Below are 13,748 nucleotides of genomic sequence, written 5' to 3'. Positions count from 1 at the left end.
TCAAACCGTCTCCAAACTGTTCGTTTCAGGTGATTTCCGTATCGCATCCGCCCTGCATTTCAACGTTGCAGCAGTGAATCCGAGGCAAATTGCCGGTTCATAGCCAGCCCCATTCATCCAGGTCCCAACAAAAGAAAGTCCCTCAACCGGTGGCTTTTTCAGAAAGCGCATATTTCTTCCCGGTAAAGGTTTATAACCAAACGAGGAGCCCCCCCCAGAATTGGTAAATTTCTGATTTGTACGCGGCGTCGAAGATTCAATGAATGCGATATGAGGTTTCAGCTCAGGAAAATATCTGAGCGCTCGTTGCAGGATCTTTTCGGTGATTTGTGCTTTCTTGGCTTTATATTCACGACGGGGCAGCGTCAGCCAATCATCCTGCTGATCCAGCATTTCCAATTGAATGACATACCCGTAATTTTCATCCAGTGCATGATAGTTTGAGATTGAAAGCGGCCAGGTGTCATACCGCTCCTCCCCGAGGCAGGCTTGCTTTGCCTGCATCGCATAATCTGGCGATGCAATCAGATAATCCTGCTCACTGATGCCAATGGATGATGGTGGAACATCCAGCCCGAGGTAAACGATAAACGCACCCAATCCAAACGACAAAGAATCAAACTTATCGCGATATGCTGCCGGCACGTTTTCAGCAGGCAACAGCGAGAGCACCTGATGCGGACAGCCGGTAAAGATCAGATGATCGCAGCGGATATCATATCGGCGACTGTGTACGCCAGTCACCCGGCCGTGATGAACGTCAATGCTGTTCACCTCTTCTCTGACCAGTAATGTGCCACCTTTACTCACAAAGGCTGCTGCGAGCGCATCGGACAAAGCCTGGGATGAACCTTTTACATAACGTTTTTCGGTATATAGAAAGGTGTAAGCGAAATGCAGAAAATACAGTGCATCCGCTTCGACCGACTCAACACCCAAATTAATCGCCAGAGAACTGAACAGGGTAATTAACCGAGGATCATCAAACCGTTGTTTCAGATAATCGTAAGTCGAAACTTTACTGAGCTGCTTGCTTTGTAAAAATAACTCAGGGTCAATCTCATATTCCCCCAATGCCATCCTTGCCAGCATGTAGTTCTGATAACCATGGGTTTTCACATCATGGCAAAACGCATCCAACTGGGCTTTCTCATCCGGAAAGTAATCCCGCAGACAAGCCATCAAGGACTCGCCATCCGCCGGCAGAGTGAGCTCCAGATCATCCAGCCGGAATGTCGTCAGATGGTGATAAGGATGAAATTCGATCAAATCGAACAAGTCGGCACGCTTCAAAGCATTTTCAACATTCCCGGACTCACCGAACCCAGTCATTTTATGGAGGCTGCAGTCGAATATATAACGTCGTTTACGCAGAAAGTTCGTCGCATACCCGCCAGGCTTAGTGTGCTTTTCAATTAAAGCGACGCGTTTCCCACCCGCAGCCAGTACATTGGCATACACGAGGCCGGTTAAACCGGCCCCGACGACAACTTCATCCACAGTTAAGATCTGTTTGTCCATTCGATATCCAGTTGTCCGTTATTCAGCCGGGACAGCTTGTTTTTCTTCCAGTAATTCAGACAGAATTTCGGCGATCTTTCTGACTGTTGTCATTTCTTCATAACGCGCTGGCGGGATTTTAATCTGATATTTTTTCTCAATATTCACCGCAATTTCCAGCCCGGCCAATGAATCCAGACCGAGTTCAATCAAATCTTCATCCGGTGCTAATTCATCAATATCAAGCTCTGCAGCATCGATTACATATTCGGTAATCACTGAATAAAGTGCTTCCATTTTTCAATTCCTTTTTTTATTAACAGAGAGTCATTTTTCCAAGTTTCCAGACTTGGGCCGCAAAGCCCCAGCCTGTCGCAGCCCCTGCAAGGACGACTGTTCCGCCTTCCGGGATTTTGTTTTCCTTCAACGCGGTATACAGCGTGAAAGGAATAGATACCGAGACCACCACCCCTGTTTTATCCATGGTTGTGGTGAATTTTTCTTCCGGGCAACCGACACCGGACGCCCAGGCATGCAGCAAAATAGGAGACGGCTGATGAAATACAAAATGATCAATATCTGCCGTTGACAGGGATGCCATGCTGAGAGCACGGTTCACCGCAATCGGTACATTATCCGGGACGAACTCTTGCATTTTGCTCTGGCCTTCTTCTTCCAGTGTAAAAAGCAATTTGGCGCGTGTTTTTTCCGGATCGTTTTCGTGAAAACGCCATTGTGCTGTCGCAATATCATAATGATCCGCCCGGCTGTGCTGGGTCGCACTCAGCAAATCACTCTCATCATCGCTGCGAGTAATCAATGCACCAGCACACCCATCGGCAAATATCGTTGCACTTCGGGCCGTAAAATCGAGCATGTTTGAGATATATTCGCTGCAAACGACAATGACATTTCTGGCAAGCCCCTGCTGGACAAAACTGGCAGCAATTCTGAGATTTAACAGAAAACTCGCACATTCCATTTGCGTGTCCATGTGCAGCGCATGATTCAGATTCATCGACTGTTTCAACGCGGTCGCCAGCCTCGGATATAAGCGCGCATCCGACTGAACCCCGCGGCCATCGTCTGTCATGATCGGGCAAGAAGCAGAACACAAAAGCAGATCAACATCACCGGGAGCTAAACCGTTGTGATCGAGTAACCGACTGACAACCCTCTGTGCCACCTTGAGTTCACTTTCGCCATTTTCCGGACGAAAGTAGCCCCGTTTTTCAATGCCCCAGAAACGCCACCAGCGATTGGACATTTCAGGCAGCTGATCAAAGACTTTGTCTTCATTTCCAAAGGATTGAGATGGCATTTCACATGTAATTGAGGCCAGTTTTACTTTATGCATGGCTTCTCTCCTGAGCCCATTTCAGAGTGACCGTATCCACCTGCATCGAAAATAAATCAACACTCACCAGTTGAAATCGTCCAGCATCTGATGGGCGCTGTGCCAAGTCATTCGGGATACCGAACGGACCTTCACAAACACCGGATTCCGGTGAATCGGACAGCCATGATTCAATGATCGGTGTTGTCCCTGAAAAAGCAGGGTTGGACAGGATTTTATCGACGCTCCGATTGATTTCCTGGGCGAGCGCAGGGGCATGCGGCAGTACAAACTGACCTTTTGCTGAGTGCGCGTCCTGAATATGTTTGGCCAGATTGACGCGTAACGGCTGGCCCTGCCATTGGATGGCTTCGGAGAAAAATGACTGTGTCGGATCCGGCGTCAGCAACATGGCCATCACGCCATTTGCAATCTCAAATCCTGATTGGTTGCAGGGATCGAGGTGAACGGTATTTTCAGCGCGGACAAGCAAAACACGCCGATATCCTTGCGCACTGGCAAGCAAATTCACGACATGGAGTGTTTTTGCCAGAGAAGCATCCATCGCATCAAAAACAAAGGCATGCTTCGCGCCAATCTCACGCTGTAACGGATGACCAATCCGTGGCCCCATGACATTTGTTTTTGCAACCAGATGATCAGGAGACAGCGACAAGCTCACGATCAGATCAATCGATTCAGCGCTGCACGCCCCCTGGGCCAAAACATCGTCAACGCACGCCGTCAGGTCAGGCAATAACGACTGTCCCTTCAATCCTTTCGCGCGATGAGCGCCATAAGGACCCTTGACATGATTCAAGTTGTTCTTAAACAACTTGCAGGAAACGGTGATTAGCTGCACTGGGTCGCCTCCCTGATTTCCAGATCGTTCTCTTCGGCAAGATCGATCAGACTCTGACGATTCAATTTCCCGTTTGCATTTCTTGGCATCTCATGGAGCGCGATCACCACACCGGGAGCCATATATGATTCATGTTGGGAGCGGATAAAATGCTTCATCGCGGCCGCATCAATTTCACCGGATCGGGTCACAACGAATAGTGTCGCGCGTAACGTATCTCGCGCTCTGGAGCTGGGCACCAGAACGGCCTCTTGGACATCCGCGAAGGCTTCACACACAGATTGCTCGACCACCGCCGGTACAATCCAGCGTCCATTGACTTTAAATAAGTCATCTTCGCGGCCCAGATAACAGAAGGAGCCATGTTCATCCAGCTCGAACAAATCCCCGGTGCGATACCAACCGTCACAGAATTTTTCTGCGGTCAATTGATCCTGCTTGAGATAGCCGGAGCTCAAGCTTGGTCCACGGATCAACAGTACACCCGCAACATGTGGGGTCTTAATCTCTTGTCCGCTTTTATCAATCAGCCGATACTCATAGCCATCCAATACGCGGGTTAACAGTGAACCACGCTGGGCTTCATTCATGCTGGCCAGAAACACATGGCCGAGTTCGGTTGCACCAAAACCATTCCTAATGTGCACCCCCAAGTCTGCCCAATAGGCAGCCTCTTCACGACTCAGTACAGACCCGGCAGAGACGGCGGTTCGGATAATACTGGCAACATCTTTCGCTCTTGGACGCAGTAAATTAAAAATAGCCGGGCCACCAAACAGAATCGTCGGGCGGCTTTCATTCAGATGACTGACGATGCTGTTCAACTTCGGCCAATCGCAATCGAGAACCGCAGACGCACCGGTGAAAAGAGGGAAAAACAGACTGTTACCCATGCCATAGCCAAAAAACATTTTCGGCACGGAATAAATCACATCCGCAGAGCTTAAGCCCAACCATGAACAGGCAACGTTGCGGCAAAAAGCTAATGTTGCTTCTGCAGAATGGCGGACAGCTTTTGGGAAGCCGGTAGATCCGGATGTCAGCTGTAAGTAACTCGTGTCCGTGCCTGGTGTTCTGACAAAATCACGCCAGTCAGGATTTCCCTTTCCTAAAGAAAAATCCGATATATCAACCTGATGATCATTCTCTGCAAACAACACTTCAAACTGGCAGCTATGCGGTATATAAGCCGCCTTATCAATTGAGGTAAAAATCAGTTTTGCATCCGTCAATTGAATCACATGCTGTAGACCTTCACGCTTCGTCATCGGATTCACAACGGAAGGAATACCACCGCAGGCAATCGTGGAGAGAAAAGCACACACAAGTGACGGACTGTCGTTCAGATACAAAACAACCTGATCACCGGGTTCAATATAATGACAAAGATGACTCGACAACTCACTGACGGATTGAATCATCCGCTTCCGCGTAATGAGATTGCCTTTATAACGGTAAAGCGGCAATTGCATGTCATGACGATGAAACAGTAATTCTTCCGTGAGATTCAAAACTCTCATTCTGTTTAGCTCCCTTAAACAGCCGCCGCGTAAGTTTCTAAAATGTCGCAACACCATTCCGCAACTCGGGATTGCGTCATGACAGATTGGCTTTCTTCGTCAATTGCCAAACCCACAAAATGTTTGCCATCTGCAGTTAATGCACGGGATTTTTCAAATTCATAGCCTTCATTTTTCCACTGCCCAATCGGCTGAACACCTCGCAAGACAAGTGACTCATGAATCATCCCCATGGCGTCCAAAAACCACTCCGGATAGCCGTATTGGTCACCCACGCCAAATAAAGCCACCGTTTTTCCTGAAAGATTCAAACGTTCAAAAATGTCCCACTGCTCTTCCCACTCCGACTGAAGATTTCCATAATCCCAGGTTGGGCAGCCAAAAATAATGATGTCCTGTAATTCAATATCTTTAAAACCCACTTCCTCGATATCAAACTTTTCCGCAATTTTTTCACCCAGCGTATCCAATAAGCACTCGGATACCATCTCAGTGTTTCCAGATGTCGATGCGTAGTAGATCCCTATTTTCACGGTATATCTCCTATAATGTTGAGAGGATCATATTTGAAGCCCGACGAAACAAAAAACTGACTATTCACAGGAGAGAAATGGTTTACCGCGCAGTATTCATTGATAGATAAGACTCAAGCCAAGATTGATAAGAAGAATCATCCAAAATGACAATGAAAAATCCGACCAACAAAAACTAGTTAAAAACTCACTAGTTTTTATAAATGAAAATAAACAAGCTTTCTGATCATGACGCATCATCGCCTGATGATCATGCAGGATAATGATGGACAACTCCTCCGTCATCCGACCAGACAAATAACACTTACATCAATAAAGAGGAAGGAAATATGAAATAAACAACGCTCTGGATGTATATTCAATTGTTCCATTGAAATCCAATGACTCTAATCAAGCCATTACGTGACTGCGCTCAAATTTACATCATTATCGTGCGGACACACAGTTTGAAAATGCTCAACAAGAGCGTTATGATAGCGCCCCGATACATAATAAATATCTATCAAATTAATATACAGATAAAAGAAATAGATACCCTACATTATCAGTTGCTTATGGAACCATAAAATGATATCGGCACTTGCTAACCAAACATTTGAACAAGTGGAAGTGTTTTTATCTCCTATCTACCCGACTTTGAACACCCGATAGTTCAGGTAAAAATCACGCTTCCTTACGCTTGAATCTTTCAATCAAATTGAATACGAAACCTTTCAAACAATAGTTTACTTTTGTTTCGTACGCTTGTGTAGAAATCACGGACGAGTCAATAAAAATGTATATCAAAAATCTGAACCACGTTTACTCATTTCTGAATGTCGTCAAAACGGGGTCAATTTCATCCGCGTCGCGACTGATGAGAAAGTCGCAAACCTCGGTGAGCAACAGTGTTGTCAGTTTAGAAATAGAGCTGGGCGTGGATTTACTGATTCGCGATGGCCAGAAAGCAATTCCGACGGAAGAAGCGATTCAACTGATCCCCTACATGGAAAACTTACTCAGTTACCAAAGAATTCTGTCTAGCATTGCTGATGAGATTTTTGCCGACAAACCTGAGTTACACATTTACATTGATCAACGGGTCTCCAGCCGGTTTCTCGATTTATTACAAAACGTTATCCTCGATCATGAAGATAAAACGGTCAATATTCACCGAGGATTAGATATTACTAACATACAACAGTCGAAACGTGGTGATATATACATTGTTATTTCCATATTTAATGATTTATCACTACATAAATTAGATAAAAAAACACTGGGCATTCGTGAAGATGTGATTGTCGTTTCTGCTCAGAATAAACGCGTTCAAGAGAATCGAACTGTGTGTTTCAATGAGATCTTAAATCACAGACAGATTTATGTTTGTAACAGTATTGCCGACGTCCAATCAAATCCGCTCAGTTCAAAGGTCTGTTTCGTCGACTCTTATGACGATGCAATTCATTTCATCAAGAATGATTTTGGGTGGGGCATTCTTCCCTACTATGTCATCGAAGACGAGCTGAAAGCCGGCTCTCTCATTGCGCTGGAAGATAAAAAGAAACATGACGCCACCCTTCAGCACAATGTCTACTGTTACTTTTCTCCGCTTTTGCGAAACAGCCCTGCCTTCAAAACCTTCATTCAGCACTGTAAAACCAGCATGATCCATGCTTGTGAAACAGAAACATAGCCGCCAGTCTCAACCACCAGTGAATCATCCGGGCTATCATGGAACCCAAAGCCTGCAGGTCACATGAGCGTGATGCGTGATACGTGATACGTGATACGTGATGCAAGCTATTGTTTGAACAACATTTCAATATGAAATAAAAAACATATCATTCCATACCTGCCTAGGGTTAACATGCTCCCTCAGCAACCAAAGCGGATCGTGGCTGATACCGTCTGCAGCGCGATAAGGGACACATTCAAAAGGACTTTTCATTGATATCGCAACGTATCACAGAATCTCTCAAAGCTTATCAAGGATTACCGAAAGAAATTTATGCGCTGTCACTTGCGCGTTTTATTCTCGGGCTGGGTAATTTCATCATTCCTTTTCTGGCACTGCTGCTGACCCAAAAACAAGGCTATTCAACCGCAGCGGCGGGCACGCTGGTCATGATCGTAACCGGTACTTATATGCTGGGCGGTTTTCTTGGCGGGAAGTTGTCAGATAGCTACGGGCATAAGCAAGTGATGGTTGCCGGAGAACTCCTCGGCGCTATCATTTTGCTGATCTGCGGCTTTTTTGCAGAACACCATTGGATTGCCCCTGCGTCCATGTGTCTTGCCTATTTCTTTATTGGCGTTGCTTTGCCAGCGAGTCATGCGCTGGTCGCGGATCATTCCCAGCCACAAAACCGCGATGCCGTGATGTCACTGAGTTATCTGGCTTACAATCTTGGATCTGGCGTTGGACCCGTTGTGGCTGGCTACCTGTTCTGGAATCACACCGAATGGATTTACTGGGGAAATGGTCTGGCGGTGCTCATCGGTATCCTGATCGTCCAGTTCCAGGTCAGCAGCGTTCAGCATCAGCACTACAACGATGACACCAACCAATCCACCTTAGAGCAGGCGACCGATCGCTCCGTTTGGGCGGTATTCAGAGAACGGCCCCGTCTCCTCATTTTTGGCGCGCTATGTACGCTGCTCTGGTTTGCGCTCAATCAGATGACGCTCACCAGCCCGCTCTATTTCAGTCAGTTATTCAGTGCAGACGGTGCCGTATTATTCGGTCAGCTCATGACATTCGCCAGCATTGTCGTCGTTGTGACCACGCCTTTTGTGCTACGGCTCACCCGAAAGCAATCCGAGTTCAACAGTCTGGCGCTGGCGGGCACACTCTTTGCACTTGGATATCTGGGAATTCTGCTCTCTACTGCTATTCCTTTTATTTTTGCGGCGTGGTTTATCCTTTCCGTCGCCGAAGTCTTACTGCTGACGAAGGAAGGTGTTTATATCGCCAACCATTCCCCGAGCAGCCATCGGGGTCGCATCAGCGGCGTCCTCCTGACCATCCGAAATATTGGCCTGATGCCTTCATATCTGCTGATAGGTTTTTCAATAGAACAGATTGGCTACGACACATCCTGGCTGATCATTATTGGCGTGGCGGGTCTGGCCGCGGTCAGTTTTGGCCTCCTTCATTTGCAGCAATCAGGGAATACCGTCCCCTCTCGGGCACATTCCTGATAAAAATATCAATCACTTTGTTTTCGCTGGATAGGTGCTATACATGCAGATAAACTGCGAAAAAATTCTGAGCATAGAAGTCACAAGAAATAACGGACGGTCTGCGCTGGCACCCAGCCAGACATGCTCGATGTAACATCGCACCTCGGCGGCTCTGAATACGCTCTGCTGGGCAAAGTATTTGCTGTGAAGCGCCCCGAATCATACAGCGACCCCATTATCGACACGGAGAGATCAGCGATGACTTTAGATACACTTCATAGTGAAGCGATTCAGGAACGTATTGACACCAAAACCAAACCACCAGGTTCTCTGGGGCAGCTTGAGACAACCGCATTACAGCTAGCCCTGATTCAGAGCCAGGGACAACCAGAAGCCGTTCAGCAAATTACGCTGTCCAACCCGACCCTGCTGCTGTTTGCCGGTGACCATGGCATCGCAAAAGAAGGCGTAAGTATCGCCCCCAGTGAAGTCACACAACAAATGGTGCTGAATTTTCTAGCCGGTGGTGCAGCAATCAATCAGTTCTGCCGCATCAATGCCATTGCGCTGAAAGTGATTGACTGCGGCATTCTGCTTCCGGTTGACACCGATCACCCTGATTTCATTCTGCAACGTTTAGGTGCCAGAACCCAAAACCTTGCAGAAAAGCCGGCCCTGACCAAAGCGCAGGTTGCCCAGGGCCTTGAACTGGGGGGGCCATTGCGCAACGAACCATTGAGTCGGGTTGTAACCTGTTGATGTTCGGTGAAATGGGCATTGGCAACACCAGTAGTGCTTCCGCATTGCTGGCAGCAATCACGCAAACCGACGTTGCCTATTGCGTCGGTAAAGGAACCGGCATCAACGATACACAAATGAGTCAGAAAATCAGCCTGATCCGAAAAGGGGTCGCGAGATATCACGAAACCGGTCAACCCGACCCATACCGTGCACTCGAAGAACTGGGCGGTTTTGAGATTGTGCAGATGGTCGGTGCGTTTCTTCAGGCCAGTGATCAGCGTGTGCCTGTGCTGGTTGATGGTTTCATTGTGTCGGTCGCCGCGTTTATCGCAACACGCATCAAACCGGAAGCAAGAGATATCATGATCTTTGCCCACCGCTCTGAGGAACAGGGCCACCAGAAAGTGCTGGCAGAAATGGAAGCACAGCCGTTACTGGATCTGGGTTTACGTTTGGGGGAAGGCACAGGCGCAGCACTTGCTTACCCGCTGCTGGCCGCCAGTGCTGAGTTTTACAATCACATGGCCAGCTTTGCAGATGCCGGAGTCACGGTGTAAATGATCAACCTTCGTTATCAGGCGCAACTATTTTGTCTGGCGGTTTCATTTTTCAGCCGCCTGCCGATCCCTGCGGCAACGCCCTACTCGGATGAACGGATGAACCGGGCCGGGCGATATTTTGCACTGGTCGGGCTGTTATTGGGCGCGCTGTGCGCCTTCCTGTACGCTTGGGCTGCTCACTGGTTTCCACCCCAGATCGCTGTTTTTCTGATGATGGTGTTCAGTCTCCTGCTGACTGGTGCCTTTCATGAAGATGGCCTGACAGATATGGCCGATGGCATCGGCGGCGGCATGACGACAGAACGCCGTCTGGCCATTATGAAAGACAGTCGGATCGGCACCTATGGCGCGGCAACGCTCGTAATGGCGTTGCTGGGTAAATTCATCATGCTCAGTTATCTGGCCACAGAAACCGGGCTGGTCGCAGCACTGATTGTGGGCTATACACTCAGCCGGGCTGTCGCTGCAACTCTCATTTTTGACATGCACTATGTCCGCGAGAGTGACACCAGCAAAAGCAAGCCGATTGCCAACGCCCAGACGGTGCCTGAATTACTCTTTCTGATTGCCACTGGTGTGCTGGTCTGCCTGATTTTTACCCCGCAACTGACGCTCCCGCTCATTCTGGGTGCAGTGATTTTCAGGATGGCCTTCAAGTTCTGGCTGAATGCAAGACTGGGCGGATTTACCGGCGATTGTCTGGGGGCTGCACAACAATTGATGGAACTGCTGATCTACCTGATCATCATTGCCTCAGTGAATCCGACAGGCGGTATGCATGGCTGACCCGTCAAATATTCGCCTGATTCTGGGCGGTGCCCGTTCCGGCAAATCCAGCTATGCGGAAAAACTGGCGCATGGATTATCGACCCCGGCTCATACTTTGCATTATGTCGCAACGGCCACTGCATTCGATGAGGAAATGCAGGCGCGAATTCTGCACCATCAGCAGCAGCGAGGCACAGTTTGGGTTGAGCATGAATGTCCGCTGGAATTAGCCGCTTTGCTGAAAAGCTTCCGTGCTGACGACATTGTGCTGATCGAATGCTTGACCCTGTGGCTCAATAATCTGATTTTCGAACTCGGAACAACCTGTAGCCACGATCAGTTAACCGCCCGAATTGCTGAACTGGCAGCAACGGCCAGCCAGTGTCCGGCACAACTGATCTTCGTTTCTAACGAAGTCGGACTCGGTGTCGTGCCGATGGGCGAAGTCAGCCGCACTTTTGTGGATCATGCCGGTCGGATGAATCAGAAAATCGCAGCGATAGCCAATGAAGTCACGCTGATTGCGGCCGGATTGCCACTTCAGCTCAAAGGCGCTTCATCATGAACACTTGCGAGAAATCTTATACGGTGACACTGATTCGCCATGGGAAAGTCAATGGCCCGCCAGCGCTCTATGGCACCACGGACATAGCAGTGAGCGAGACCGTCAACCACGTCATCTGTCGCCAGATACAATCTCAACCGATCCCCTTTGATGTGATCATCACCTCCCCCTTACGCCGCTGCCAGTCACTGGCCGAGTTACTTCGCGGTTCAACCCCCTTGATCACAGCGTCCGGATTTCAGGAGATAGACTTTGGTGAACTTGATGGCCAACCATTTGAGTCGCTAACCCCGCACAGTCAGACCTGGCAACGATTGGAGCAATTTTGGGACAACCCGGCCAGTCATCCTCTTCCGGAGGCTGAGTCACTGGATCATTTCTTCTGCCGGGTTCAATCCACCTGGGCGCAAACCATCGCAACCCATCGGAACGATTTACTGATCGTTACCCACGGTGGTGTCATCCGGGCGATTCTGGCAGATGTTCTGGGACTCGACTGGCGAAATCCAAAATGGTATTCAACGCTGAATATCGCAAATGGCAGTCTCACACAAATTCAGGTAACGCACAGTGAGCACCGAATCTACTTTGCCGTGAAACAGATTGGTTCAGTCATCCCAGTGCAAAACTAAAAAACCGGAAACCACACAGGGTTTCCGGCTGATTGTTTCACTCAGATCATGTCAATTAAACGCCTGAGTTTTCTTTTCTCACACTCACCTGGACATCCGTCAGACCCGCATCTTCCAACTGATCTTTGATGCTTTTTTCCATCGTTGCCATATTGCTGTCTCCCTGTGGCAACGGGATTTCTTCAAAATACAGCTCACCGGTGAATTGGTCTTCAGCATAGAACTGGCCTTTGATTCGGGCTTTCTTCGGCGACAGCACCTTACCCAACCAGTAACGGGTGTCATAAGAGCCCGCAGTTTGCGCGATCCAGTTCCAGTCCCAGGTTTTGTTCATCCCGGTGATATCACGGTGATCCCACTGGAATTCAAGGCTCTTTTCATTTCCGGCAAAACGGCCAATTGCGAACGTCGCACTGAAATCAGGTCTGTCTTCCGGATGCCACAACAGGCCATTCCCCGACCAGCGCATAAAGCCATCGAAGCCCAGTTCGTAAGACACATCTGCATCAAACACATAAGGGTAAGAAATGTCGGCACGGTATACATTCAACAGCACTTTCAGCGCGCTGTTTGCTGGCACGGTCGGTCTGGCCTGAATCGTCACACGGTTACTTTCTTCCCCGCCGCTGGTACTGCCCCAGCCTTGCGTGGCGCCAATGGTGACCTGAATCGACTTGTCCACCCCGCCGGTCACTTCCGGGCTCTTGAACGTACTGGTCACCGCGACGCTCTCACTGAAGCTGTAGCTGTTGTTTTGTGACCAGCTTGTCGAGGTGTTGTAGCTGATATCAATGACGTACTGTTGTTCAATACTGGTTTTGTTGACCGCCGTTGACGAAATGGTATTCACCAGCTGGCTGTTCGAGTTCACAACAGAGCCATCAACTTTGAAAGACTTCGGATCCATGGTGTACGAGAAGTTTTTCACCGAAATGGTGCTCCTGTCCTGACAACGATAGCCTTCACACGCGCCATCATTCCCGCGGATTTTCCAGACATTGGCCTGACTGTCCCACCAGACTTTCATATCTTCACCCACCTGAGCGCCTTTCGGACCGCCTACCCAGGCGTATCCCATATGATGCGCAAGATAGGCAGCCGGCAATACGAAGTTGTCAGCATCGTTCACCAGCGTCCACTCAACCCGCTCTTTCGAACCTTCATCAATCGTGACAGAAGGGAAAGTTAAAATGTTGGTGTCGGCATTGAGCGGGTAACAAGCGGTATGCTCAGCACTCCCTTCTTTAATTTCCCCCTGATAACCCGGCCCCATAATCACCCAGCCATCAGCCAGCGTGACATACGACCACTTACCGATTTTATTCATGATCGAATCCCGGAAACGCAATGCTTCTGCACGTGTAACCGGTCTGTAATCGGCTTTACAGACGGCAGGCCCAAGATTGTAATGGATTTCGACTTCTTCCGGATAAAACGCACTGGTTTCAATCGCTGAAGCGCTCGATATATATCCGAATGGGATAATCAATAGTAAAGGTGTCCATTCTTTTTTCATATTTGCCTTCTTGTTCATTGTTGTTATCGCATTCAAAACTGCGCAAGTTT

General features: G+C 48.6%; 12 protein-coding genes and 1 pseudogene. 6 read left to right on the top strand and 7 right to left on the bottom strand.

Going from position 1 to position 13,748, the window contains the following annotated elements:
* From KDD30_RS18965 to KDD30_RS18940, 6 genes are read right to left on the bottom strand one after another with little or no spacing between them, the layout of a single operon-like run.
* A complete protein-coding gene (locus tag KDD30_RS18965; protein WP_211651542.1) occupies positions 1-1,521 on the bottom strand; it encodes an NAD(P)/FAD-dependent oxidoreductase in 1,521 nt (506 codons plus the stop codon).
* Between the two features lie 18 nt (positions 1,522-1,539).
* A complete protein-coding gene (locus KDD30_RS18960) occupies positions 1,540-1,797 on the bottom strand; it encodes an acyl carrier protein (RefSeq protein WP_211651541.1) in 258 nt (85 codons plus the stop codon).
* Positions 1,798-1,816: 19 nt separating this feature from the next.
* Positions 1,817-2,857, bottom strand: a complete 1,041-nt coding sequence (locus KDD30_RS18955; protein WP_211651540.1) for a 3-oxoacyl-ACP synthase III family protein — start codon at positions 2,855-2,857, stop codon at positions 1,817-1,819.
* Positions 2,850-3,656, bottom strand: a complete 807-nt coding sequence (locus KDD30_RS18950; protein WP_211651539.1) for a hypothetical protein — start codon at positions 3,654-3,656, stop codon at positions 2,850-2,852. The genes KDD30_RS18955 and KDD30_RS18950 overlap by 8 nt, the downstream gene beginning before the upstream one ends.
* Before the next feature lie 32 nt (positions 3,657-3,688).
* Positions 3,689-5,218, bottom strand: a complete 1,530-nt coding sequence (locus KDD30_RS18945) for an AMP-binding protein (RefSeq protein ID WP_211651538.1) — start codon at positions 5,216-5,218, stop codon at positions 3,689-3,691.
* Between the two features lie 14 nt (positions 5,219-5,232).
* Entirely contained in the window at positions 5,233-5,751 is a 519-nt protein-coding gene (locus tag KDD30_RS18940) for a flavodoxin (RefSeq protein ID WP_211651537.1), read from the bottom strand.
* Positions 5,752-6,526: 775 nt separating this feature from the next.
* Here KDD30_RS18940 and KDD30_RS18935 point away from each other — a divergent pair.
* From KDD30_RS18935 to KDD30_RS18910, 6 genes and pseudogenes are all read left to right on the top strand, one after another.
* Positions 6,527-7,426 (top strand): LysR family transcriptional regulator, encoded by a 900-nt coding sequence (locus KDD30_RS18935; protein WP_211651536.1) that lies wholly within the window; start codon positions 6,527-6,529, stop codon positions 7,424-7,426.
* 254 nt (positions 7,427-7,680) lie between these two features.
* Positions 7,681-8,934 carry an MFS transporter gene (locus KDD30_RS18930; protein ID WP_371826118.1) on the top strand — a complete coding sequence of 418 codons (1,254 nt, stop codon included), beginning with the start codon at positions 7,681-7,683 and terminating at the stop codon, positions 8,932-8,934.
* Positions 8,935-9,174: 240 nt separating this feature from the next.
* Positions 9,175-10,214 (top strand): annotated as a pseudogene (gene cobT, locus KDD30_RS18925) (nicotinate-nucleotide--dimethylbenzimidazole phosphoribosyltransferase).
* Positions 10,215-11,003: an adenosylcobinamide-GDP ribazoletransferase gene (locus KDD30_RS18920; protein WP_211651535.1), complete on the top strand. Its 789-nt coding sequence runs from the start codon at positions 10,215-10,217 to the stop codon at positions 11,001-11,003.
* Positions 10,996-11,550, top strand: a complete 555-nt coding sequence (gene cobU / locus KDD30_RS18915) for a bifunctional adenosylcobinamide kinase/adenosylcobinamide-phosphate guanylyltransferase (RefSeq protein WP_211651534.1) — start codon at positions 10,996-10,998, stop codon at positions 11,548-11,550. Before KDD30_RS18920 ends, cobU begins: the two co-directional genes overlap by 8 nt.
* A complete protein-coding gene (locus tag KDD30_RS18910; RefSeq protein ID WP_211651533.1) occupies positions 11,547-12,182 on the top strand; it encodes a histidine phosphatase family protein in 636 nt (211 codons plus the stop codon). Before cobU ends, KDD30_RS18910 begins: the two co-directional genes overlap by 4 nt.
* Before the next feature lie 55 nt (positions 12,183-12,237).
* On the opposite strand, the gene KDD30_RS18905 is transcribed toward KDD30_RS18910, so the two are convergent.
* Positions 12,238-13,698: an aerolysin family beta-barrel pore-forming toxin gene (locus KDD30_RS18905; RefSeq protein WP_211651532.1), complete on the bottom strand. Its 1,461-nt coding sequence runs from the start codon at positions 13,696-13,698 to the stop codon at positions 12,238-12,240.
* Positions 13,699-13,748 lie beyond the last annotated feature (50 nt).

The sequence above is a fragment of the Photobacterium sp. GJ3 genome (assembly GCF_018199995.1).
Taxonomy (GTDB): Bacteria; Pseudomonadota; Gammaproteobacteria; order Enterobacterales; family Vibrionaceae; genus Photobacterium.
Note: the sequence above shows the minus strand (reverse complement) of the source record. Positions and strands in the feature narration are given on the sequence as shown.

What these genes read in the sequence shown, in the direction of transcription:
- KDD30_RS18965 (WP_211651542.1), bottom strand. Translation starts at nt 1,521, where the DNA reads ATGGACAAACAGATCTTAACTGTGGATGAAGTTGTCGTCGGGGCCGGT.
- KDD30_RS18960 (WP_211651541.1), bottom strand. Translation starts at nt 1,797, where the DNA reads ATGGAAGCACTTTATTCAGTGATTACCGAATATGTAATCGATGCTGCA.
- KDD30_RS18955 (WP_211651540.1), bottom strand. Translation starts at nt 2,857, where the DNA reads ATGCATAAAGTAAAACTGGCCTCAATTACATGTGAAATGCCATCTCAA.
- KDD30_RS18945 (WP_211651538.1), bottom strand. Translation starts at nt 5,218, where the DNA reads ATGAGAGTTTTGAATCTCACGGAAGAATTACTGTTTCATCGTCATGAC.
- KDD30_RS18935 (WP_211651536.1), top strand. Translation starts at nt 6,527, where the DNA reads ATGTATATCAAAAATCTGAACCACGTTTACTCATTTCTGAATGTCGTC.
- KDD30_RS18920 (WP_211651535.1), top strand. Translation starts at nt 10,215, where the DNA reads ATGATCAACCTTCGTTATCAGGCGCAACTATTTTGTCTGGCGGTTTCA.
- cobU (WP_211651534.1), top strand. Translation starts at nt 10,996, where the DNA reads ATGGCTGACCCGTCAAATATTCGCCTGATTCTGGGCGGTGCCCGTTCC.
- KDD30_RS18910 (WP_211651533.1), top strand. Translation starts at nt 11,547, where the DNA reads ATGAACACTTGCGAGAAATCTTATACGGTGACACTGATTCGCCATGGG.
- KDD30_RS18905 (WP_211651532.1), bottom strand. Translation starts at nt 13,698, where the DNA reads ATGAAAAAAGAATGGACACCTTTACTATTGATTATCCCATTCGGATAT.